The sequence below is a fragment of the Laspinema olomoucense D3b genome (assembly GCF_025370785.1).
GTDB lineage: Bacteria > Cyanobacteriota > Cyanobacteriia > Cyanobacteriales > Laspinemataceae > Laspinema > Laspinema olomoucense.
This window is the reverse complement of record NZ_JAMXFA010000011.1, coordinates 14,565-38,898: the sequence shown is the minus strand read 5'-3', so window position 1 is coordinate 38,898 and position 24,334 is coordinate 14,565. Positions and strand designations below refer to the sequence as shown.

16 protein-coding genes are annotated in these 24,334 nt (G+C 47.3%); 3 read left to right on the top strand and 13 right to left on the bottom strand.

Annotated features, from left to right (window positions below; translation table 11 throughout):
* Positions 1-278: 278 nt before the first annotated feature.
* The 4 genes from NG792_RS10165 to dcm form a co-directional block, all read right to left on the bottom strand.
* The gene (locus tag NG792_RS10165; protein ID WP_261235370.1) at positions 279-1,421 is read right to left on the bottom strand and encodes a response regulator; all 1,143 of its coding nucleotides are present in this window, start codon (positions 1,419-1,421) and stop codon (positions 279-281) included.
* The gene (locus NG792_RS10160; RefSeq protein WP_261235369.1) at positions 1,418-7,492 is read right to left on the bottom strand and encodes a PAS domain S-box protein; all 6,075 of its coding nucleotides are present in this window, start codon (positions 7,490-7,492) and stop codon (positions 1,418-1,420) included. The genes NG792_RS10165 and NG792_RS10160 overlap by 4 nt, the downstream gene beginning before the upstream one ends.
* Positions 7,493-7,494: 2 nt before the next feature.
* A complete protein-coding gene (locus NG792_RS10155) occupies positions 7,495-10,740 on the bottom strand; it encodes an ATP-binding protein (RefSeq protein ID WP_261235368.1) in 3,246 nt (1,081 codons plus the stop codon).
* A 175-nt stretch (positions 10,741-10,915) separates the two neighbouring features.
* Positions 10,916-12,217, bottom strand: a complete 1,302-nt coding sequence (dcm, locus tag NG792_RS10150) for a DNA (cytosine-5-)-methyltransferase (RefSeq protein ID WP_261235367.1) — start codon at positions 12,215-12,217, stop codon at positions 10,916-10,918.
* A gap of 354 nt (positions 12,218-12,571) precedes the next feature.
* Here dcm and NG792_RS10145 point away from each other — a divergent pair, with 354 nt between their 5' ends.
* The 3 genes from NG792_RS10145 to NG792_RS10135 all read left to right on the top strand — a co-directional run bounded on the left by NG792_RS10145 (position 12,572) and on the right by NG792_RS10135 (position 15,276).
* Positions 12,572-13,852, top strand: coding sequence for a C40 family peptidase (locus NG792_RS10145; RefSeq protein ID WP_261235366.1), 1,281 nt, complete (start codon positions 12,572-12,574; stop codon positions 13,850-13,852).
* Between the two features lie 292 nt (positions 13,853-14,144).
* Positions 14,145-14,366 carry a hypothetical protein gene (locus NG792_RS10140; protein ID WP_261198849.1) on the top strand — a complete coding sequence of 74 codons (222 nt, stop codon included), beginning with the start codon at positions 14,145-14,147 and terminating at the stop codon, positions 14,364-14,366.
* A 589-nt stretch (positions 14,367-14,955) separates the two neighbouring features.
* The gene (locus tag NG792_RS10135; protein WP_353961566.1) at positions 14,956-15,276 is read left to right on the top strand and encodes an STAS domain-containing protein; all 321 of its coding nucleotides are present in this window, start codon (positions 14,956-14,958) and stop codon (positions 15,274-15,276) included.
* Positions 15,277-15,388: 112 nt separating this feature from the next.
* Here NG792_RS10135 and NG792_RS10130 read toward each other — a convergent pair whose 3' ends face one another.
* From NG792_RS10130 to urtA, 9 genes are all read right to left on the bottom strand, one after another.
* On the bottom strand, positions 15,389-16,750 hold the full coding sequence (locus tag NG792_RS10130) for an NAD(P)/FAD-dependent oxidoreductase (protein ID WP_261235365.1): 1,362 nt from the start codon (positions 16,748-16,750) through the stop codon (positions 15,389-15,391).
* A 144-nt stretch (positions 16,751-16,894) separates the two neighbouring features.
* Positions 16,895-17,206 carry an urease subunit beta gene (locus NG792_RS10125; RefSeq protein WP_261198899.1) on the bottom strand — a complete coding sequence of 104 codons (312 nt, stop codon included), beginning with the start codon at positions 17,204-17,206 and terminating at the stop codon, positions 16,895-16,897.
* Positions 17,207-17,249: 43 nt separating this feature from the next.
* Positions 17,250-17,552 carry an urease subunit gamma gene (ureA, locus tag NG792_RS10120; protein ID WP_254566088.1) on the bottom strand — a complete coding sequence of 101 codons (303 nt, stop codon included), beginning with the start codon at positions 17,550-17,552 and terminating at the stop codon, positions 17,250-17,252.
* A gap of 10 nt (positions 17,553-17,562) precedes the next feature.
* The gene (locus NG792_RS10115) at positions 17,563-18,426 is read right to left on the bottom strand and encodes an urease accessory protein UreD (protein WP_261235364.1); all 864 of its coding nucleotides are present in this window, start codon (positions 18,424-18,426) and stop codon (positions 17,563-17,565) included.
* 94 nt (positions 18,427-18,520) lie between these two features.
* The gene (gene urtE / locus NG792_RS10110) at positions 18,521-19,219 is read right to left on the bottom strand and encodes an urea ABC transporter ATP-binding subunit UrtE (RefSeq protein WP_261198900.1); all 699 of its coding nucleotides are present in this window, start codon (positions 19,217-19,219) and stop codon (positions 18,521-18,523) included.
* 95 nt (positions 19,220-19,314) lie between these two features.
* A complete protein-coding gene (gene urtD / locus NG792_RS10105; protein WP_261198853.1) occupies positions 19,315-20,070 on the bottom strand; it encodes an urea ABC transporter ATP-binding protein UrtD in 756 nt (251 codons plus the stop codon).
* Between the two features lie 66 nt (positions 20,071-20,136).
* Positions 20,137-21,387: an urea ABC transporter permease subunit UrtC gene (gene urtC / locus NG792_RS10100; RefSeq protein ID WP_261235363.1), complete on the bottom strand. Its 1,251-nt coding sequence runs from the start codon at positions 21,385-21,387 to the stop codon at positions 20,137-20,139.
* Positions 21,388-21,422: 35 nt separating this feature from the next.
* On the bottom strand, positions 21,423-22,580 hold the full coding sequence (urtB, locus tag NG792_RS10095; RefSeq protein ID WP_261198855.1) for an urea ABC transporter permease subunit UrtB: 1,158 nt from the start codon (positions 22,578-22,580) through the stop codon (positions 21,423-21,425).
* 272 nt (positions 22,581-22,852) lie between these two features.
* Positions 22,853-24,154 (bottom strand): urea ABC transporter substrate-binding protein, encoded by a 1,302-nt coding sequence (gene urtA, locus NG792_RS10090; protein WP_261198856.1) that lies wholly within the window; start codon positions 24,152-24,154, stop codon positions 22,853-22,855.
* Positions 24,155-24,334: the final 180 nt, after the last annotated feature.

Sequence of the window (24,334 nt, the reverse complement as noted above, 5' to 3'; positions counted from 1 at the left end):
CACGGCCCATGATGGAGCTCGTTTAGAACGGATGCAAATAGGGGGAGACCCTGGGAATTAAGGGTGACTGGGATAGATTGAGCCGGTGATAGGATCCCCCTGAATTTTGTGTGTTTTTTCATGCTGGCTATCTCCCCATTTTACAGATATTGATTAGTCCAGGTGATAGATTGATGAAGTCCTCTTTCGTCAAGGGTTAAAGGGTCTAACTTGAATATTCAAGCAACCAATGGATGAGAAGCCTTCCCAAGGGATAATAATCAATCACCCTTGTCGGTTCAGGATTTTAGGGCAGGGAAGGTAAAATAAAATGTGGTCCCTTCCCCCTTGATGGAACTAAACCAGAGTCTTCCCCCGTGACGTTCAACAACTTTTTTGCAGAGGGTTAAGCCAATGCCGGTACCGGGATATTCATTATAGGAATGCAGACGATAAAATGCTTCAAAGATGCGATCGCCTTGCTCAGGGTCGATGCCAATGCCATTATCACGAATTTCAAACTGCCATTCTTCCGGATTATTGAGATTACAGGAAATATCTATTTCTGGGGAAACATCCGGAAGTCTAAACTTAATGGCATTGGCCATTAAGTTTTGAAAAAGCTGCATCAATTGAATCTCATCTCCCCTGATGGTTGGCAGGTGAGCATGAGTAATATTTGCCCCACTTTTAGAAATTTCTCCACTTAAATTAGCCAGGGCTTCTTCTAACACAAAGTTGCAATCAATGGCTTCAAACTCGGGTTGGGGGATGCCAAGTTTAGAATAGGTGAGTAAATCCTGAATGAGGTGCGTCATTCTCCCGGAAGCCTCCATAATATTGGTGAGATAGCGATCGCCATCGGGTCCGAGTTGCTGTTCATATTTCCAGGTGAGCAAATCGGCATTGCCAATAATCACTTGCAGGGGAGATTGTAAATCATGGGATGCCACATGAGCAAATTGCTCCAGTTCCTTATTAGACTGCACCAGTTGAGCATTTAAGGCTTGCAATTCTGCATTTTGGACTTTGAGTTGATATTGGAGGTGTTGAATGGTCAGGTGATGTTTAACTCGGGCCAGGACCTCCTCAATCTGAAAGGGTTTGGTAATGTAGTCCGAACCCCCACTTTTAAACGCTTTGACTTTATCCCATTCATCCTCCAGAGCGCTGATAAAAATCACGGGAATATCCTGAGTCTTCGGGTCAGCTTTCAGCCGCTGGCAGACCTCATAGCCATCCATATCCGGCATCATAATATCCAGTAAAATGACATCCGGTACAAGGGTTTGACAAGCAGTCAGAGCAATTTGACCATTGAGGGCTTTGCGAACTTTATAGCCGCGATCGCTCAGAATTTTAGCCAAGACTCGCAGATTGATCGGGGTATCGTCCACAATCAAAATATCTTTATGGGTACGCTCAACGGGGTCAGAATTCATGATTTCTCCTGTTTCGTAAGTGCCATTAGCGTTTCAAATTGAAAATTATTTGCCAGTTCCGCTAGTGCGTTGGCAAGCGGAGCATTCTCCGGGGGAATTTCCTCAATTAACTCCAAAATCATATCATCACTACATTGGCAGGCTGCATCATAAACGCGGACCACCCAATCTTGGGGCATGAGTTGGAAAGATTGAGCATTCAGGATAAAGGCTGAATCCTCCCTTGAACCTTGAATCCTGTTGTCCGAGGCTGACTCTATTGGCTCATCATAAATATATCGTACCCCTATATGCTCACCGACCTTGGAAAGCAAAACCTCTTCGCGAAAAGGCTTGTGAATAAAATCATTACATCCGGCAGCAAGTACGAGTTGACGATCTTCTTCAAAAGCACTCGCCGTTAAAGCAATCACTACTGTGTTTTGACCCTTTGGGGTGGCTTTAATCTGTCGAGTGGCTTCAAACCCATCGATGTCCGGCATCCTCATATCCATCCAAATTAAATGGGGGTCCCAGCTTTCCCAAATTTCCAGGGCTTCGCGACCCGTGGCTGCACCCCGGACGGAAAAGCCTAATCCGGAGAACAGGGTAATCAGTAGCAGACGGCTTTCAAAGGCATCATCAACGGCTAAGATGCGGTATTCCGGCTGATTGGGTGCTAAGGCGATCGCCCGAGGTTTAGTCTGTCGCTGAGGACTCTCCACAGGTTCCCCGTGACCGGGGCTCAGATCAAAGGAAAACACCGTTCCTTGATGAGGGGTACTGCGAACCTGAATCTGTCCCCCCATCAGTTCCACAAATTTCTGACTAATGGGTAACCCCAGTCCGGTGCCTTGTCCGGATTTCATCCCGGTTTCGGTTTGGGCAAAGGGTTCAAATAGCCGGTGCATCTCATGGGGGGCAATTCCGGGACCCGTGTCTTCGATTTCAAAGTAAAGTTTTTGGAGGCGACTGCCCGGAAGCAGTTTCCCCGGTTGTACCTCCTCGTCGTTGGCGACCCGAACCCGCAGGAAAACCCCCCCAGTTTGGGTAAATTTAATCGCATTCCCCAAAATATTAAGTAACACCTGCCGTAGTTTTCCTTCATCGGTGCTGATAAACTGGGGCACTTGGGGAGCAATCTCAAAATCAAGCTGTAACCCTTTAGATTTAGCCTTGAGTCGCAACATCGTTTCTAGGTTGTCTAGCAGATCCAAAAGGTCGAAACTGGTTTCATGGAAAGCGGTGCGACCTGCTTCAATTTTAGACATTTCCAAAATGTCATTAATTAAATCCAGCAGATGTTCTCCAGCGCGATTAATAATCCGTAATTGCTCGGCCTGTTGGCTGTTCAAGGAGCGATCGCGCGTCATCACCTGGGAAAACCCGAGGATAGCATTCAAGGGAGTCCGCAATTCATGACTCATATTCGCCAGAAATTCACTTTTAGCACGGTTAGCAGTATCAGCGGCGATCGCGGCCTTTTGCAGGGCCTGAGCTTGCTGTTGCATCCGTTCGAGGAGTTGCGCTTGCTGCAAAGCTACCCCTAATTGAGTGGCAATTTGGATGGCAATATTCACCTGTGCTTGTTTCCAATAGCGCGGACCGCTATTTTGATAAATCGCCAACAGTCCCCAGAGTTGATTATGGGCAAAAATCGGGACGATTAGATAAGCTTGCACTTGGAGGCGATAAAGATGTTGCAGTTCCTCGGGGTTTAAAGGGGCTTGTTTCACATCGGGGGTGACCAGACAAGGCAAATCCGACGGGTGGGGATAGAGGGAGTCCCGTTCGCGATCGCGCTGGTCTAGGGATTCTAGGGTCAATTTCCAGGCACTTAGGGCTGCTTCAGCATCCTTCAACCCTGGAGCTTGTAGTTGTGTCCTCGGAGGTTTCCCGTCCGGTGCAGCCATCAGGGGGAGCCATTCTGGGCCCACGGACTCCCAGATCGAGTTCATGTCGGGTTCAGGAGGGCATCGATAGACGACGACGCGATCGCTTTCGAGGAGTTGTCGTAAATCCTCCGTCGTCGCGGCGAAAATCTGGTCGAGTTCCAAGGTTTGGCGCATCCGTTGGAACAGGGTAAAAATGGCCCGATCGCGTTCCGACCGTTCTAAGAGGTCATTTTCTGCCAGTTTGCGATCGCTGATATCGGAAATTGTGCCAATGTACCCTTTTACCGTGCCGTCGGAGTTGATTTCCGCGATCGCCTGACCAATGACCCAGCTAATTTCTCCATCTGGACGCAAGAACCGATACTCGGACTTAAACGGGACTTGATTTTCCGAGGCGGTGTGCCAGTCTTGAATTACCCGAGTGCGGTCTTCCGGATGCAAGGCTGTCATCCATCCGGGTCCAATGGATTCGCTAGGGGACACGCCGGTGATTTCACTCCAGCGTTGATTCACATATAAACAATTGCCCTGGGCATCGGTGTGGAAAATCCCCACGGGAGAGGCTTCTGCTAAGGTTTGATAGCGGCGCTGACTGGCCTGGAATGACTGTTGTGCGATTTTACGCTCGGTGATATCGATCCAATACCCCACGCACTCCCGGGCATTGCCCGCTTCATCCGGCACTAATCTCATGCGATCGTCCACCCAGTGATAGGTGCCATCGGCATGGAGAAAGCGATATTCCTCGCTTACACTGCCTTGGGAGAGGATTGTAGCGATTTTTCCGAAGAGGCGATCGCGGTCTTCTGGATGAATCCGATCTCGCCAGAAGGTGGGGTTTTCTAAAAATTCCCGGGCTTCGTATCCCAGGATCATCTGGACATTTTCACTCATAAAGGTGGCGCGATAGTTGCCGAAAATTTCCGCACTATAGATAATCGCTGGACTGGAACTGAGCAAGTATTGCAGCCGTTCCGTAGTTTGTTGTAACTGGACTTGCGCCGAAACGCGATCGCTGATATCTCGTCCTTCGGGGATCAGTAAGATGACCCTCCCTTGTTCATCCAGGACGGGTTTGAGGGAAAAGTCCAGGGTGAGGGTTATCCCTTGAACCCCTGTAGCTTCAACTTGATAGCGGATAAATTCCCCCTGGGATGCCTGGGATATGGCCTCTATGAGTTGCTGTTGCAGTGCCTCAGACCGATTCCACCAAGGCATTTCCCAGAAGGGTTTACCGACGACTTGGGCCTGTTCTAAGCCGGTAAAATCCAGGGCGGTTTGATTCAGTTCCAAAACGCTGCCATCGGGATTGAGCAGGCCGATAAATTGGAACATGGAGTTAAAAATAGCCCGGAATCGTTGCTCACTTTGTTGCAGGGCTTGCTCCGATTGCAGCCTTTGAATTTCCGCAGCGGCGCGATCGGCAAAGAGTTTTAAAATGGATTCGGTGTGAGCCGTGGCAAACATCGGTTTGACATCGAGGACTGCCAGATGGCCGATGATTTGGCCGGTGGCGGTTTGGATGGGTAGACCCAGATAACTCTCGGCATTCAGGGCGACGAGATCTAGATCCGTGGGAAAGAGAGCCTGTAAATCTTGGGGATAGTAACAACTCCGGCTGGTTTTCAGGACGATTTCACAAGGGCTTCCTTCCACTTGATACTCCACCGTGTCACTCCAGTCCGTTCCCGTCCAAAAGGCTAGGGAACGTAGCCGCTGTTGGGTGGAGTCGGTACATTCAATCAGGAGGGCATACTGGACTTGCAGCACATTGGCGATGGACCGAACACAGGCGCGGAAGAATTCAGACCCCGCCAGGGCTGCGCTGCCTTCTACCATTGCTCGCAAGGCTTCTTCCTGCTGTCGGCGTTCGGTGATATCGATGGTGGTTCCGGTGGCCCCGCGAATTCGCCCTTCCGAGTCCCGTAAGGCGATCGCATTCACGAGGACGTAAATCTGTTGGCCGTCTTGACGCTGATAGCGGCTTTCATGTTGAAGCAAGGGTTCGCCCTCTTTTAGCAGCCGTTCCAGGAGTTTTCTTTCCTGCTTGCGGTATTCCGGGGCGACAAATTGAGTTAATTTACAGCCGAGGGTTTCCGTAGGAGTATAGCCGTAAATTTTTTCCACGGCGGGATTAACAAAAGTATAACACCCCCGGATATCTACGGACCAAATGACATCTTGTGAGGCATCCACCAGGGCTCGATATTTCTGTTCGCTGTGCCGTAAGGCTTCTTGGGTGATGCGGCGCTCAGTGATTTCTCGTTGTAATTGGATATTTTGTTGCTCAAAGGCGAGGCGGGCTTGTTTTTCCTCTTCTAAAAGGCGCGCTTGGGCGATCGCAATTCCCAGTTGAGCAGCGATCGCCTCAATCAATTCTATCTCTTGTGCGGTCCACTCGCGAAAGCGATCGCACTGATGCAAGCTGATAATTCCATTGGCTTGACCTTGATAAAAAATCCCCACGGATAGCATAGACTTGATGGTGACTTGTCGATGCAGGGAATTCGGACTTTCCAGCCTGGGGTCGGTATTGACATCATCGTAGGCGATCGCCCGTTCCTCAAAGAGCAACCGTTCTAAGCCCGGATTGTCTGCCAGATAAATGGTTCGGGGTTTGAGGGAAGAATGCCCCGGGCTTAAATATTCTCCGATGACGGGAATCATCGGCACAGGGTCGTCTACACAGGTGTGAATCAAGCAACGACAGACTTTAAAAGCCCGCCCAATGGCCAAGGCAGCAGTTTCAAAGACTTGCTGAGTTTCGATTTCGCTGCGAATGCGCTCGGTAATTTCCCGCAGCAGATTACTGCGGTATAATTGTTGTTCGATCGCCAGTCGGTTTTGTTCGCGATCGGTGATATCTTTACTAAAGGTCAAAATGGCGGGATTCCCATCGATCTCAACGAATTCCGCACAGATCAAAACCGTTTTGATTTCCCCAGTTTTGGTGCGTATTTGGGTTTCTAAATTGCTCAGGCTGCCTTGCTGGCGCAATTGCTCCAAAAGGGTAGCAGTAGCGTCTACATTGAGGATAAAATTGAGTTCGTGGCTGGTCTTGCCGAGGATTTCTGCACGAGAATAACCCCGTTGCTGACAAAACCCTTCATTGACTTCTAAATACCGGCCTTCCGGCCAAGAAAGGATAGCGATCGCATCGGGAGAAGCCCGAAAAGCTAAGGCAAATTTCTCTTCCGTCATCTGCCGCTGGTGATCCGCCTGTTGTCGTTTTGCCCCTTGCAGGGTAACCGCTGCCAGGTCCGCCAGGGACCGAATGAAGTTTTCCTCCTCTGGCGTCCACAGGCGATCGCGAGTGAACCGGGTACTTTCTAAGAACCCAATGGTTTGACCCTCCTGGCGGATCGGGGCTAGGGAGAGGGAACCCTTTAATAAGGGCTGCTGGGGAGAGTCTAGGGAGTTCTCGGGCTCGCCGTGACCCCCGAAGGTGAGGGAATCTGTGGAGGCGGCTTTGGAGGCCAAATAATCTCCTAGGATAGCTGGACTGAGGGGATCAACCCCTGGTAAATTTTTTTCAAAGCTGGCTAATCGTTCCAGTCTAGTCCCCCGTTCGTCATACAACCACACCCCGGAGCGATCGAGGTCTAAATAGTTGACTGCAGCGGTAATCAGTTTGTCAAAGGCGGCTTGTAAATCTCCCTGATAGAGGTCTGGACTTTTAGCCAGGTCGGTTAAAAGGGTGTTTTGGATCCGGAGTTCTTCCGCCCGGTCTAGGAGGGCGCTTTCTGCTACGAGGCGATTTTTGATTTCTTGTTGGAGGTGATGATTTTTGGCTTCCAGTTCTTTTTGCAGCGATCGCAAGCGCAGTTGATTTTCAATTCGGGCAATGACTTCTTCTACCTCAAAAGGTTTGGTAATATAATCCACTGCGCCCAGGGAAAAGGCTTTGACTTTATCCAGAGCATCACTTAAAGCCGTTAGAAAAATAATCGGAATATCTCGGGTCCTGGGGTCACCTTTCAGGAGTTGGCAGACTTCATATCCATCAAGTTGGGGCATCAAAATATCCAGCAAAATGAGATCCGGGGGGTGGACCACCGCAGCAGCGATCGCGGATCTCCCCTCTAGGACTGGACGAACCACATACCCCCGCTGGGACAAGACTTGGGTTAACAGGCGGAGATTTTCTGGGGTATCGTCTACGACTAATAGATTAGCGGCGCTTTGAGAGCTGTTCATTTTTATAATTGACTCTGACGAATGAAAGACAACATACTCGGATAATCAAATTCATCCACCCACTGCTTCAGGGCCTCTGCGATCGCGGCATTTTGCTCGGGCGGATGGAGGGCAATCTGGGCGATTATCTTGTTCATTGCCGCTAGGTCAATACAGACTACTGCTCGTTCCAGTTCTTGGAGAATCCCCCCAGGCAGGTCCGAGAGCAATGCTGGATTTAGTAAAATCGGCGGCTTGAAGCCAGGGGGTTCTGGAGGAGATTTTTCTTCATAAATAAAACGCGCACCGATATAGTTCTCTATTGTCTCAAAGATAGCCGATTCATCCAAGGGTTTGCGAATCCAATCATCGCATCCTGCCGAGAGGATAATGGCTGTTTCTGAGGGGAGGATACTCGCAGTGACTGCAATAATCACCGTCTCCTGATCTGAGGTGAACTCCTTAATTTGCTGGGTCGCTTGATAACCATCCAGGACCGGCATCTGCATATCCATAAATATCAGATGGGGATGCCATTCTGACCACAGGGCGATCGCCTCTTGTCCGTTCCTCGCTTCCCGCAATTCAAAGCCGAAGGGAGACAGCAGGGCCATTAACAGTTGCCGATTATCTAATTGATCATCCACAATCGCAATCCGATACCGGGGCTGGTTCGGGACTAGGGCCACTGGACGGGGTGCAGTCTCAGGGGTCGCCTCGGGGATTTCCGAGACTTCCTTCACCGGCAGATAAACCGTGAAACAACTCCCCTGCCCGATTTTCGACTCCAATCTGATCTCCCCTCCCATCAGTTGGACGAATTTGCGCGAGATCGGTAATCCCAGTCCCGTACCTTCGGGAGACTTGGATCCGCTTTTGGTTTGCACGAAGGCATCAAAAAGATTCCCGATGTCTTCCTCGGCAATTCCCGGTCCGGTATCTCTCACTTCAAGGGCCAACATATTCCCAGGAACCGGGGAAATCACCCCCGCTTGATTGTCCCCAACTGGACCCAACTCCTGATCCGGACTCCAGCGTCTCACCCATAAACTCACCCCCCCGGTTTGGGTAAACTTTATGGCATTTCCTAATAAATTAATCAACACCTGTCGCAGCTTCATTTCATCGGTCTCTAAATACCGGGGAACCAGGGGACCATAGTCTACGGAAAGCTGCAATCTTTTTTCCTGGGCTTTAAAGTAAAACATCGATTTCACATCATCGAGTAAGCGATACAAATCAAAACGGGTTTCTGTCACGCTCATGCGTCCTGATTCAATTTTCGCCATATCCAAAACATCATTAATCAGGGTCAATAGATGTTGCCCACTGCGCCGAATAATCTCAGTCTGTTCTCGACATTCCGAGGGTAAGGCGGGATGGCGTCCGATCAACTGAGTAAAACCCAGAATCGCATTCAGGGGGGTTCGCAATTCATGACTCATATTTGCTAAAAAGCGACTTTTCGCCCGATTTGCAATTTCCGCCGCTTCTTTGGCCGCCACTAATTCAGCCGTTCGTTCTTCAACTTGTTGTTTTAAAACTTGATTGTAATCATTTAAAACTGCTTTAGCTTGCAGGATTTCGCTAATATCTTCATAGGCATTGATGGCATAAATAATATTGCTTTCAGAGCTATAAATGGGGATTGAATAAATTTTTAAAGGAACAATCTGCCCGGAATCAAAGCGAATTTCAATATCATCAATCATCACGGTTTCCCCCCGTAATGCCCGGATGCCCGGGAGTTCTTCGGTGGGGTAAAGTTGAGCGGTCCCGGTCCGATAGACTTGATAGGTTTTGGCTAAATCTTTAGCGGTGACCTGGGCAACAATCCCTTTTCTAAATAAGCGTTCTCCCGTGGGATTAACATAGGCCAAACTGCCATCGGGATTCATCACCGTCACGCCCACGGGCAAGGCTTCCAGAAAGTCATGCAAGCGGCGCTCACTCTGGGAGAGGGCCTGATTTAAAGATTGCAGTTCCACTAAGGAATTTTGGAGTTGGTGTGCCATTTGATTAAAGGAAAGGGCTAATTCTCCCACTTCATGAATCTGAGAGATATTCACGGGTTTGTGCCGTTCTCCTTGGGCTATATCCTTCGCGGCTAAATTGAGAGATAAAATCGGTTCGGTGATCCAGGCAGCGGTTATCAGTCCGCAACCGATCGCCCCACCAAGGGCAAGGATACAGAGAAAAACCATCAGACGAGTGTTCTCTTCGATGTCCTGCATAAAATCCTTTGCAGGAATCACTACGGCAATCACCCAATCTAACCCTAAGTCATGCTGTACGGGAATTAGTTTTAAATAATGAAGATTTCCCTGGATGTGAAATTGGAAGTCTTGAGGTTGCTTGAGGGTCTGCCAATTGGTCCGCTGCGATCGCAAATATTCACTGGTTTGGTGAACTAAAGGGTCCTCACTCTCGGTCCCATGAAGCCGTTGCAACTGTTTAGTGTGATTGTCTTCCCGGATACGATAGGGGAGTTCATAGTTGGAACTGCCGACGAGCAAACCATTCCGTTCCATGATAAACACTCGTCCCGTATTCCCCACCCTCAACTTCGCGAGGAATTCGGGCATCAAGGAAAGATCACAGGCGGCAGAAAACACCCCCAGCAGTTTCCCACTGCGAGGATCATAAATGGGATAACTGGCATTGAGCGAGAGGTCCGAACCATCCCCTAGCTGAAAAATGGGCACCCAAGTGGGTTGACCCGCCTTGACTGCTTCCCGATACCAGGGACGCTGCTGTACTGGCGGTTGCCGAAATTGGCGGATCAGGTAAGTTTTGTTACCGTCCTGCCCCAGACGATAATGATAGATTAAGTTCGGTTCCACGGGATCCGACATCAGGATTCCCAAGATGGGATAAGAAGAGGCGACTCGCAATACCCCTTGTTCTGTGCCCACTAAAATGTTACTGACTTCTTTAAATACCTGGATCTGTTGAAACAGATGCCGTTCAAGTTCCTGGGGATCTCCCAGATTGAGTTGACCATTGTGAACGGCTTCGGCATTGATGCGATTGATCTGGTGGGGAATAGAGAGATATTCGGTGAGTTGTTCGTTGAGGCGAGCGCTCACCTCATCCATCAACTGGTAAGCGAGTTGGGCGATCGCCTTTTGACTGTTCCGATAAGAGAGGTATCCCGTCATCCCCACCGCCAACACAATTTGCAGCACAAAAGGAATAATTAAAACCAGGCGTAGAGGGACCTGTTTAACCCAGGGACTAACCATAGTGGCGATCGCGTTCTTGAACATAAATTATCAAGATAACGTCATAAAGAGTCTTTACTTAGTGTATCCCCTCATCCCATCTCTTAGGCGAATTGAATCCAATTTTTCCTTTAATTTTTCCTTTCAATTTAACGATGATTTCTAACTCCCCAGTATTGACCCTCTTTCCCCAGGGGACAAACCCTCTATCTCCTACCCCCTAACCCCTGGATTCATCCGCGCTATACTTAAACCCCGGTTCACCGCTAGTTAGATTTAAAATCACCTCTCGCGCCACCGCTTCCACCACATTAATGCTCACGGAATTTCCCAATTGATAATAAGCGCGATCGGCCCTGGGATGCAGCCTAAATTCATCGGGAAATCCTTGCAATCTCGCCGCTTCCCTCGGCGTAATCTTTCTCACCCGACCCTGATAATAAACCCCTAACCGATTCCCATCACTCGCCACTAACGTCACCGCAATTTTATTCGGGTCCAAAAACTTATACACCTCAAAAGAAAAATTACCCGCCACCGGCTTATATTTCCCTTGAATCAACTTCAGATAATTCTTCGCCACCAGAGACCCTAAAAGACTCCCCAACTCAGGAGAATCAAAAAACGTCGCAATTTGCTCCTGACTCAACAACTTCCCATCTTGGTCTTTTCCAAACTGAGCATGACGCCGCTTCAGGATAAACCGATTCATTAACTCCCTTTCTTCAGGACTACATTCACCGCGCAATCCCAACTCCCAAGAATGAATCGAATTCCCCCCCCGATAGTCCAGTAAACGCATCCCATGTAACCGATTCAAATCTCCTTCCAATCGTTTCTGTAAAGCCTCAATCAATTGGGGCGAACAATTATAGTTCTCCGGAGCATCCTCTTCTAAAATATCAGCCACCGTTACTTTTTTTGGCTTCAAGTCAGACCCCGCAAGCTGCTGAAAATTGTAAGCATGAGAATCTTTTGGGCCTAAGTCAGAACATAACTTAAACTGGGGACAACCATTTAATACCCCCAGTAGATACACCCGTAACCGATTTTGAGGCAGTCCAAAATTTGCACTATTCAGCAAGAAGACCTCAAAACTATAGCCCATTGCTTCCATATCCTGCTGAATCTTTTTGAGGGTTTCCCCCCCATCATTTGTTAAAAGTCCTCGCACATTTTCAAAAATAAAGGCTTGAGGCGGGTCGAGTTTAATTAACCGGATAATTTCAAAAACTAAAGTTCCTCTTTTATCCTTAAATCCCCCTTGCTTACCGGCAAAGGAAAAAGACTGGCAGGGAAATCCGGCTAATAAAATATCATGAGGCGGTAGTTTTTCTAGGCTGCGGATATCTCCTCGGGGAGACTCGCCAAAATTTTGCTCATAAACTAAGCAGGAATCGGCATTAATTTCGCTGCTCAGCACACAATGAGTTTTTATTTCCAGTTTTTGAGCGGCTTTCTCAAAGCCTAATCTCATGCCTCCAATTCCAGCAAATAAATCGATAAAACGAATGGTTTTCATCGGGTTAGGGCGTTGATACCGTTTTTTAAAAATCGGAGCAGAAACCGGGCTACTGACCCTGATTTCTTGTAGATTAGCAAAAAAAATGGGGACTCATAAAGGGTCATTTTAGAGGGTGATTGCTAATCGCCATTTATAGAATAGCGGATGTTCATGCGGACTGCATAAATAATCAAAAGACTTCTTTTTGGCAAGCGGCCTAAAATACGGGGGGATATAGCCTGGAAAGGTGATTTTCAGGGAAAGAGCCTGCCTATCGACTCCAGAAATAGACTATCCGGATTTGCCCGGTACGCGTTGAAACAGTGGCTAAGTATTGGTCTCCTATTGCCTTGACCCCACCCTGAAATCCCTATGATATTTCCTCGATTTAAGCTCAAAGCAGCGTATTTTTTGGCCGGACTGTTAACAGTTTTACTAGCCCTGAGTTTATCTAGTCCGGGAAACGCGGTTCCCGCCGATATCCAAACCTTTGTGAACCGATTGACTCCGCAGATGGAACGGCTTTTACAACAGCAACTCCATCGCAGGCAAGTCTTTTTTGATATTTCTCCTGAGCAGTCGGGAACGATTACCCGATTGGAACCTTATGCTCGGATTCACCGCGATACGGTCTTTGAGGTTAGCATTAATTCCAATGGAAATATTCCGGTTTTAATGGGAAAGGTTTTAACTGCCACAGAACGAGACTTAATTGAAGGATTAGCTGGGGAAAGTTTCCCCAATGGGGCAGAATCCCATTTGGCCATTTTTCCCTATTCTGATATTGATTTAGATTATGGGATTACGGTCAAAGCCTCTAGCAATCTCTATACAAAACCGACTTTAGAAATTAGAGACTTAGCCACCCAAGTACGGATGGGTACCCCAGTCCAGCTATTAGACTATAGTTCTGATGGCAAATTTGCCCGAGTTAGAATAGAAGATGATGGATATCTGGCTTGGATTCAACGGCAAGATTTGCTAGAATGCGATCGCCCGACTTTTGAGGCTTGGATCACTGCCCCCAAAGTCCAACTCACGGAGACGATTTCTCAACCCCAAACCCTCTATTTAGGAACCCGCCTCCCCTTAGTTCCCCAAGAGACTTCCGGGGATAAAATCACCGTGCGCTTACCGGATAGTCGCATCCTCCAATTGCCCGATCGCCAGGTGACTTTTCCCCAACTAATCCCCGATAAAACTCTCTTGATTCAACTCGCCCACCAATTTATGCCGCAGAAAAAATATGGAGGAGGTTCTTATTTATGGGGGGGAACTATTGGCGATCGTCTCGACTGTAGCGGATTTGTCCAGACGGTTTTTAGAGAGGGAAATTTTTATTTACCCCGCGATGCCTATCAACAACAACTCTACTCTCAACCTGTGGCTGAAACATTGCAAAACCTGGATGAATTACAACCGGGGGATTTAGTTTTTTTCAGCGAAAATCGCCGGTTAGCCACTCATGTGGGGATTTATATTGGCAATTCTCAATTCATTCATTCTACGCCCCGAGGCGGTTACAGTGGAGTGAAAATTAATCGCCTCAGAAAGGGGACGGAATACGATCGCTATTTTCAGCGGATTTATTTTGGGGGGGGACGAGTACCCGCAATTCCCATCGGCGATCGCACCCTGCGCCTTTCTCTCTAATGCGGCAACCTGTTGGGATTGCCGCTATCTGGAGTCCGCCTGGAGTCACCAAGACTCGGTGATTCCTCATTCCGGTGGGAAAAAACGGGAGAAGTCACGCCATTATTGTAGTCCCAAAATAAAATCGGGGATTAAAGCCTTCATCGGGTGATTACCTCCTTCCTTTGTAAATGTCAATGATCGTGATCTCCCAGATGAGTCGATCAACCTCATGGGTTTGGTATGCTGGCGATCGCAACTCCGGGCTTCAACCCACTCCATACTTGAAACCGTAGAGTTGTTTTAAACAACGATGACTTACAGGGAAACACTGCATACAACCACCCAGAGAACGCCCATATCAACAGATGAAATCCTTGAAAAAATTTTTAAATTTCGTCAGCTTACTCGTTTGGATCAACAGTTGTTGATGTCTGGTTTGCTATCCAGAGAGGCGATCGGTGAGGCTGAGTGGTATAAAATTAACCAGGTATTCGACCTCATCCACCAGGGTTTAATTCGCGTGGTCGATTAAACCCTCCAAGTTTCCCGGTTCCCTTTTAAAACAATCCCAGGGTATCTCCATAGAGTCAAATTATCATATTTTTCCCTATTTTTAATGTAATTTCAGTCAATAATTCAGCCAAAAAGCCGGTTTATTTTTGCATAAACCGGCTTTTTGCACATCCCTGATAGCTGCGGAATACCTATCCCACTGTTCCCGGAAGTAGAAGAAAGCTAGAGAAAAGTGGGAGTTGCTTCCCGACGCCATCGGCTTAATTCTGGGGAACTCCGGACTTATTCAAGTCAGTCTCCAATCCCGTCAAACAGTCAGTGGATTCACGGATCCCCCGGTTTTAATCCAGGCAATGCGTTGCTAGGCTAGAATTTTAGCATCTATTATTTAAAAATCCGCAACTTGTCAGTGATTGCGATCACCCCTGTTCTGCCAAACGATCGCTGTTTCTCGGTTTCTGCATCACACAATATCACCGAAAAATCACGGATATTGACCATAAGTCAGGGAAAAGCATTCGTATTTTTACGCAGAGTTAGGAAGGGGCGTGAACCAGTACAGTCTCGCCGCTTCTCCAGATACATACCGATCAACCGAGGAAATTTGTATGAACGTGGTCCTTCAGCCCCAAGGTAATTTAGACTTAAAAGCATCGGCAATGCTTCAACAAAATATTGCTCGTTTAGCCTGGGAAAAATACAATCGCTGGTTCATTGATTTAGGTGAAGTCACCACGGTGAGTCATTCTGGATTAATGGCATTAATCACCGCCAATCAACTGGCTAAAAAAACAGGCCGCCGTTTAAGCTTGTGTAATCTGAAAGGATCGGTGATGTATCTGCTGGAAATTACTGAACTGGATCGGTTACTGGATATTTTATCCGATGACGATGAACCTGTGGGAGTTGTGGATAAAATTGTATTTTGAAAAAGTGGCGATCGCCCTGCTTATAGGGTGTCTCAGGGTGAGATTGCGATCGCTGGCTTAGAGGGTATTTCCCACAGATTCTGGTCACTCGTCACCCGATTCAGTTTCCAGCTTACACTTCCAGGGTTTCTTTTTCCGCTTCGGGGAGATGATAGTCCCCTCCTCCCTTAATTTCAAGTAACATTTTCCCCTTTTCTCCGGTAATTAATCGCGCCCCCCGTTTGCGGGTAAAATAGTTCCAACCCCACTGAATCATCACGATTAATTTATTGTCAAATTCAATCAAAAAGTAAATATGCACAAAGACCCAAAATAGCCATGCAATAAACCCAGAAAATTGAATAAATCCTAAATCTACAACCGCCGCATGACGTCCAATTACCGCTAAACTGCCAAAATCTACATAATGAAAGGGCGGATATTCCTTCTGCTTGAAGCGGTTTTGAATCACCTTTGCTACATATTCCCCTTGCTGCATCGCCACTGGTGCCACCCCGGGTAAAGGTTTGCCATCTTGATGAGCAAAATGCGCCAAATCCCCGATCGCAAAAATATTCGGATATCCCGGTACACTTAAATCCGCCTCCACAATCACCCGTCCAGCGCGATCGCGTTCCACTCCCGTCCGTTGGGCCAAAATTTCCCCCATTCCCGACGCTTTCACCCCTGCTGCCCATAATAAAGTGCGAGTGGGAATGATTTCCTCTCCCTCTTTGCGCCGGACTGTTACCGCATCCTCTGTAATATTGGTAACCAAACTATTGGTTTGGACACTCACCCCTAATTCATGTAAAGATTTTTCCGCTTTCGCGGACAATTCTGGGGGATAAGGCGGCAGAATTCTATCCATCCCTTCTAACAGCAAAATTTTCGCTTCAGTGGTGTCAATATTGCGAAAATCTTCTTTTAAGGTATTATGAGCCAGTTCTGCGATCGCCCCAGCTAATTCTACCCCAGTCGGTCCCCCTCCGGCGATCGCAAAGGTTAACCAAGCTTGACGTTTTTGCGGGTCCGTTTCCTTTTCGGCTGCTTCAAATGCCATAAAAATTCGCCGCCGCATTTCTAAGGCATCTTCCACGGTTTTTAAACCGGGCGCTTTGTCTTCCCAGTGGTCATTGCCAAAATAATGATGACTCACTCCTGTGGCCACAATTAACGTATCATACCGAATTTCTTGCCCCAACAACTTCAATTTTTGCTGTTCTGGGTCAATATCCACTGCTTCTTCCAGCAGCACTTTAGTATTCTTATTTTTACTGAGGACACCCCGCAAGGGAGAAGCAATATCTGCGGGGGAAAGGGTTCCCGTTGCCACTTGATAAAGCAGGGGTTGAAATAAATGAAAATTGCGTTTATCAATCAGGGTGACTTGGACGGGAGCCCGCCCGAGGGACTGGGCAGCATACAGTCCCCCAAATCCACCCCCCACAATTACAACCTGATGAATCGGTGTTGTCGAGTTTACATCTACCATGAGTTATATATTTCTAGTTTTAGAGGTAATTTATCCCCCTGTTCCACTCTTAAATCCCGCCATAACGGGTTGAGCTTGAGGACTGCTTCCACTTTAAAAGAAATTCTTAACAATCGTAGTAGTGACGGTTACAGACTTTGAGCCTTATGAGTCTAGGGACCCATTAATTTGCCCATTAAAGCCATACACCTGACGACTGCCGACAAAGGGAACTAATTCCACCTCTCGCTGATCTCCCGGTTCAAACCGCACCGCAGTTCCTGCCGGAATATCCAGGTGCATTCCTCGGGCGGCATCTCGGTCAAAACTTAAGGCTTCATTGACCTCAAAAAAATGATAATGTGACCCAACTTGAATCGGGCGATCGCCAGAATTTGCTACCTGCAATCGGACGGTTTTTCGTCCCGCATTTAGCTCTATTTCTCCCGTTTTAACAATAATTTCTCCAGGAATCATCATCACCTCTTACCTGTATTATTCCAGATTAAATCGGTTAAACTTACCGAATCGGATTGTGAACCGTCACCAATTTTGTGCCATCGGGAAACGTCGCTTCCACCTGCACTTCTGCCACCATTTCCGGTACGCCTTCCATCACTTCCTCTCGGGTGAGTAAGGTTGCGCCATAGCTCATCAAATCGGCGACTGTTCTCCCATCTCTTGCCCCTTCTAAAATAGCAGCAGAAATATAGGCAACAGCTTCCGGATAATTTAAAAGTAAGCCCCGATTTTTACGACGTTCCGCAACTAATGCTGCCGTAAAAATTAATAATTTGTCTTTTTCTTGGGGAGAAAGTTGCATAATAATTCCTTCAAATCGGCCAAACTCGCGGAGGACAACTCGGACGGCCTATAAACCTCAGGCGCAGGAGTTGCCAAACTTCGCTAAACCAGTTTCGCACTTCTGGGGTCGAAGATCCACGATATCGACATAATAATCCGTGAGTGAGCCTGGTGACCCCAGCTTCGCCGTCGGAGGAACTGGAACGCGTCTCCCACAGCGATCGCGCTTCCTGGACCAATTCCGGGGTCACCGGGTCCGCAATCCAGGCGAGAGTCGCCACAATGGGGAAACCGCCTAAAGCATGGTCCGAGGCAACTGCGGACTCACTCCCCTGGAGATGTTGGCGATCGATCCACAGGGGACGACCCTGTTGCCAGATTTCTGTCTGCGATCGCCACTCTCCCTCAACAAACGTTTCCCCCCGGGCACTCCGTCCAAATCGGTTAATTTCCCACAACAAAAAGCGGGCATCCGGGGCTAATTCAATGCGTAAATCTTGGCGATAGATTGCTCCATTAAAAATAATACTTTCCTGGGGAAGCCATTCACAATAAGCCCCAGAATCAACCTGAATTTGAATAGTTTGCCGTGCAACTTCACCCATACTCCGATAAATTTTAGCTGCCGCTGCGGTGGTAATTAAGGCATGAGCATTCTCCTGGAGATGAATCGATTGGCCCAGGGAATCACCCCCAACAATTCCCCCAGCAGTATGCAAAATCACGCTATGACAAACCCCTTCCCCTTCCGGATAAAAGGGGCGCTGCATCTTGAGAGGGGCCGTCGCCTTAGCCGATACCATTTGGGTGGCTGTTCCAGATTGAGCATAAGCTAATTCTAAGCTGCCATGCCATCCTTTAAGCCCTGGATTTTCAGTCAGACTATTCTTCACAAATTCTCGGATTCAGGTTACATCAAATCCTACTATAGCCTGCCCTTTGACCAGAAATCCAGTTGTCATAGCCTGTAGAACCCAGACTTTTTGATTACACCGCTAGGAATCTTTGAATGACTTCATTACTGAGTTCTGCAGTGGAACCCGAGGCAACAATGCCTCCTTTTTGCATAGCATAATACCAATCGGCTTCTCGAACAAAATGCAAATGCTGTTCTACTAACAGGACTGAAATGCCTTTTGATTGGATAATTCGACGCACTGCCGCTTCAATTTCTAAAATAATGGAAGGTTGAATCCCTTCCGTCGGTTCATCGAGGATGAGTAAGCGAGGATTTCCCATCAAGGCGCGGGCGATCGCCAGTTGTTGTTGTTGTCCCCCACTCAAATCGCCTCCCATCCGGTGTAACATTTTATTTAAAACAGGAAATAGCTCGAAGATTTCATCAGAAATTTCCAGGGTTTTAGGGCGCGTGGGTCGCGCTTCTAAGCCCAAAATTAAATTTTCTTTCACCGTCAAGCGGGGAATGATTTCTCGACCTTGAGGTACATAGCCGATGCCCATTTTAGCGCGGCGATCGCTTGATTTATCAATAATGGGTTGACCCTCTAAATAGATTTGTCCCTTCCGAGGTTGCAGTAACCCCATAATCGTTTTTAACAAAGTAGTTTTGCCCACTCCATTGCGTCCAATGAGGCAAACCATTTGTCCCGGGGATACGTTCAAATCCACATCCCGTAAAATGTGACTTTCTCCATAATAAACATTCAAGCCAGATACTTGTAGCATCCGATGGGTTGAGGGTTCTGTCAGGTAGGGGTTTTCCAGGTTATCCAGTGAATTCATCAACTTTATTCTCAGTTTTTATAGGGTCTTAATCGGGCTTATTCTTCATCTTCCTCGGTACTTCCCAAATAGACTTGAATCACTTTGGGGTCATTTTGCACTTCTTCAATACTTCCTTCACAGAGTACCGAACCCTCATGTAATACTGTCACTTTTCGGGCAATTTGCCGCACGAATTCCATATCATGTTCAATCACAATAATCGAATGACTTTGAGCCAAGGAAATCAGTAATTCTCCAGTGAGGGCGGTTTCTTCATCGGTCAAACCGGCTACAGGTTCATCAACGAGCAGTAAATCGGGAGATTGAGCCAGTAACATCCCAATTTCTAGCCACTGCTTTTCCCCGTGGGAGAGTAATCCCGAGGCAATATCTGCTTTAGCAACCAAACCAATAGTTTCGAGTAACGTTTTGACCGTATTGTGTTCCGAAGCCGGGGTCGGTTTCAATAAGGTTTGAAATACATTTTTATTCCGATTGCAGGAAATTTCTAAATTTTCCCGGGGGGTAAGATTTAGGTAAACCCGTGGGGTTTGAAATTTACGACCAATGCCAAACCGAGCGATACTATCTTCAGAATATTTTCGGAGGTTTCGCCCTTTAAAGAAAACTTTCCCTTGGGTGGGTTTAACCTTTCCGGTAATCACATCTAAAAAGGTAGTTTTTCCAGCACCATTGGGACCAATAATGACCCGTAACTCCCCCGTATTCATGGTGAATGTCAGGTTATTGAGGGCATTAAATCCGTCAAAACTAACCGTTAAATTTTCAATTTCTAAGATGTTCTCGTTCACGGACTCTCTCTCAGATACTTGATGACTAGAATGTTTCCCCAATCAACTCATTGGAAGTCGATTGGGTTAAGGCTCCAGGGTTTCACGTTCCCGTTGAATTTCGGGGTCTTCTGCTAACTTAGGATAGGTAATCACATAGCGGGGACGTCCGGTAATGGTGCGAATGAAATTACCCGCTTCGGTCCGCAACCAACCCACAATGCCATTAGGAAGAACTAAGACGACAATCAGGAATAGTGCGCCTTGGAAAAACAGCCAAATTTCGGGGAATTGTTCGCTTAAAAAACTTTTCCCATAGTTAACTAATAAGGCTCCGAGGATGGCTCCAATTAAGGTTGCTCTACCGCCTACCGCCACCCAAATAACCATTTCAATGGAAAAGGCAATATCCATTGCTCTGGGGGAAATGATACCGGATCTAAGGGTAAACAGTGCGCCGCCGAGTCCGGCTAAAGCGGCAGAAATGGCAAAGACTAAGACTTTATATCCGGTGGGATTGTAACCTGAAAATCGAACGCGGCTTTCATCATCCCGAATGGCAATGAGTAAGCGTCCGAAACGTCCCGAGGTTAACCAGCGACAGAGAAGATAGGAACCCGCTAACAGGATGACTGTGATTACATAAAACCCATATTGTGTATTTGGGTTGGAGATGGGAAATCCTAACAGGGTTTGAAAATCTGTGAGTCCGTTGGTGCCGTTGAAGAGTTTTTGTTGTCCGTTGAAGAAGTTAAAAAAGACGATGGTAGCCGCTTGGGTGAGAATAGAGAAGTACACCCCTCGGATGCGATTTCGGAAGACGAGATACCCGAGAAAGGCGGCAAGGATGCCCGGAATTAACAGGATGGCGATCGCCGTGAAGGGAAACGATGAAAAAGGCCCCCAAAACCAAGGCAGTTCCGTCACTCCATAGAGTCCCATAAAGTCCGGAAGTTGACTGCTGGCAGTTTCAGGAATTTGTAATTTGATATGCATGGCGATCGCATATCCCCCAAGGGCAAAAAATATCCCATGTCCCAAACTCAGCAGTCCCGTATAACCCCAAATCAAATCAATTCCCAGAGCAACGATCGCCAAGGCTAAATACCGATGCAACAAATCCAAGCGAAAATCTGACAAAACCAGCGGCATGACTGCAATCAAGATTAAAGCCACGACCCCTATCGCCGAGAGTTCAAATAATCGAGGTTTCTGCTTCGCCACCTGATTAACCTTGTCCTGTACCTGGAGTAATGGGTCAATCCAACTGTTCTTATAAGCTGAGCTTTCTTTGTCTTTCTTGTCTTCCCATTTTTCCGGAAATTTATCGTTGTTCATGCCGCTTTTTTACCTCGTTTAACTAACCGCTCAACTTAGGCATCAACTGTGCGTCCCTTCTGAGGAAACAGTCCGGCGGGACGGAGTTGTAAGAACAGAATAATCAGCACAAATACCATGACTCTTGCCATACTGGTCGTGGCAAAAAAGGTCAAGAAATTAAATAAAGCACTGTCTGGAGAAACCATTGAAATGAAAATTCCTGAACCGATGATATAGTTCACCAAACCAATGGCAAGTGCCGCTACGACGGTCCCGAAAATTTTGCCGACTCCCCCGACAACCACCACCATAAATGCATCCACAATATAGTTTTGGCCCGTATTGGGTCCAACGGAACCGAGCAAACTAATGGCACAACCGGCAATACCCGCTAATCCGGAACCGATCGCAAAGGTTAAGGCATCCACTTTTTGGGTGGGAATTCCTAGACAAGCACTCATGCTGCGATTTTGGGTAACGGCACGAATGCGCAATCCCCAGGGCGATCGCAACAAAAACAGGTAAATTCCCACCACACAAACCACGGTTAGGGCAATAATAAATAACCGCACATAAGGCAACTGAAACGTGCCAATTGGGATTCCCCCGCGCAACCAACCGGGAGCCGTCACATCCACCCCTTGTGCGCCAAACCAGGGTTGCGTAAGGGCTAATCCAGCAGATTTCCCTAAAATCGCACCCAATGCCACCGTAATTCCAGCAGAAAGGGGCAGCAAAATGGCGATCGCCCAATTGCGAATTCGCTCAAAATCTCCACGCTGTTTTACCCCCCACAATCCACCAAAAAATAGCAGACAAAACACCACAATTTGAATACAGATCAGCCCACTGATACTGCGGACCAATTGTTGCAAAATTAAACTCACCCCCCAGGTTGCCAGCAGGGTTTCCAAAGGTCGTCCATACAGGTAGCGAATCACCCCCCGTTCTAGGAGTAAACCGGCTGCACCCGCCACCAAAAAGGCCAGAGGAAGCGCCGCAATAATATAGAACCCAAACCAGGGTTCTCCAAATCCTCTAAACACATTTTGGACAACAAATGTTGTGTAAGCTCCTAGCATCATCAATTCACCATGAGCGAGATTGATCACGCCCATAATGCCAAAGACAATGGCTAATCCTAATGCAGCAATTAACAAAACCGACCCAATGCTAAGGCCATTAAACAGGCTCTGTAAAAATAGTGCCATTATAGTTGACGTTCACTTAAATTATTTCTTTGAAGCGTTGAAATTTTCGCAAATTGGTAGGTGTTTAGAGTAAAAATATCACTTCAAACCCGATGATGGAAAAACCGAGTTCCTGGATAAACTTTTAACCAGAATTAACTTCCTTGTTTGCCAGAAACTCGGTATCTAAGGCTTGAAATTTTAAACGGTATCAATTCCTAGGTTAAGCAAAATTTTTAGGTGCTTTTCCCCTCTAAACACTTAATATTACCGTTCCCAATTTTGAGCCATTTTTACATCTTGTATTTGCCACCTTTAGAGGGGTCTGACCAATCGCAGGAATAGCCTTTTGTATCGGCAACATATTGATTCCAAGGAACCGGATCAACCGGGGCCGGGGTTTCCGAGACAATTTTAAACATTCCATCCTCCCCAATTTCACCGATCCGGACCGTTTTAGATAGGTGATGGTTGTTTTGGAGGGTAACCAGACCCCCTGGGGCTTGGAAGGTTTGTCCCACAGCGGCGGTACGAACTGCCTCAATATCATCCACTGTACCGGCTTTTTCAACCGCTTGTTTCCACAAATAAACCATAATGTAAGCGGCCTCCATTGGGTCATTCGTTACCCGATTTTGACCATATTTTGACTTAAATGCCTCAACAAACTTTTTGTTTTCAGGGGTATTTACCGATTGGAAATAATTCCAGGCGGCATAATGCCCTTTGAGATATTCAGTGCCGATCGCTCGTACTTCTTCCTCTGCAATACTCACGGACATCGTAGGATATTTATCCGCCGTCAATCCCGCCCCTTGCATTTGTTTGAAAAAGGCAACGTTGCTATCCCCGTTTAGGGTATTAAAAATCACGCCCCCGTCAGGCAACGCCGCTTGAATCTTGGTAATAATCGCCGTAACTTCCGTGCCGCCTAGGGGGATATAATCTTCTCCCACGGTTTGTCCGCCTTTGGCTTCGAGTTGAGCCTTAATAATCGTATTGGCGGTGCGGGGAAAGACATAATCCGACCCTACAAGAAAGAATTGCTGGCCTTTATTTTCTAACAGCCAATCCACCGCCGGTTCAATCTGTTGATTTGGGGCCGCCCCAGTATAGAAAACGTTCTTAGAACATTCCTGGCCTTCATATTGCACGGGATACCATAACATATGACCACTCGACTCAAATACCGGCAAAACTGCCTTACGAGAGGCAGAGGTCCAGCAGCCAAAAACTGTCGCCACTTTATCCCGATCAATCAGTTTTCTGGCTTTTTCCGCAAAGGTGGGCCAATCCGACGCGCCATCTTCGACGATCGCCTCAATTTTTTTGCCGAGAACCCCTCCAGCGTTGTTAATTTCCTCGATCGCCAACTGTTCTGCATCAACGACACTTTGTTCGCTAATCGCCATCGTGCCACTTAAAGAATGGAGGATTCCTACCTTAATCGTATCTACGCCACCACCTGCCCCCGGAGTTGCTGCATCCGTCGTTTCCGGTACATTAGCCTCGGTACAAGCTTTCAACAAAAGGCTGCTTCCTAGGGCAGCAGTACCATAAAGCAGAAATTTACGCCGTCCAAGTCGATGGGTCATCCTATTTTTCTACTCCTACTGGTATTAACTCGCTTCTATCAGAGCTTTGATATTAAAGCCATGTTCTCAAAAACAAATTGTATTTATGGATACAGAAAATTTCCAGCCATTCAAACCTTAGACCTCTGATATCTAGTCTGAGCCAATTTGTGACAATGTTGCGATTTCTAACAATTGTGA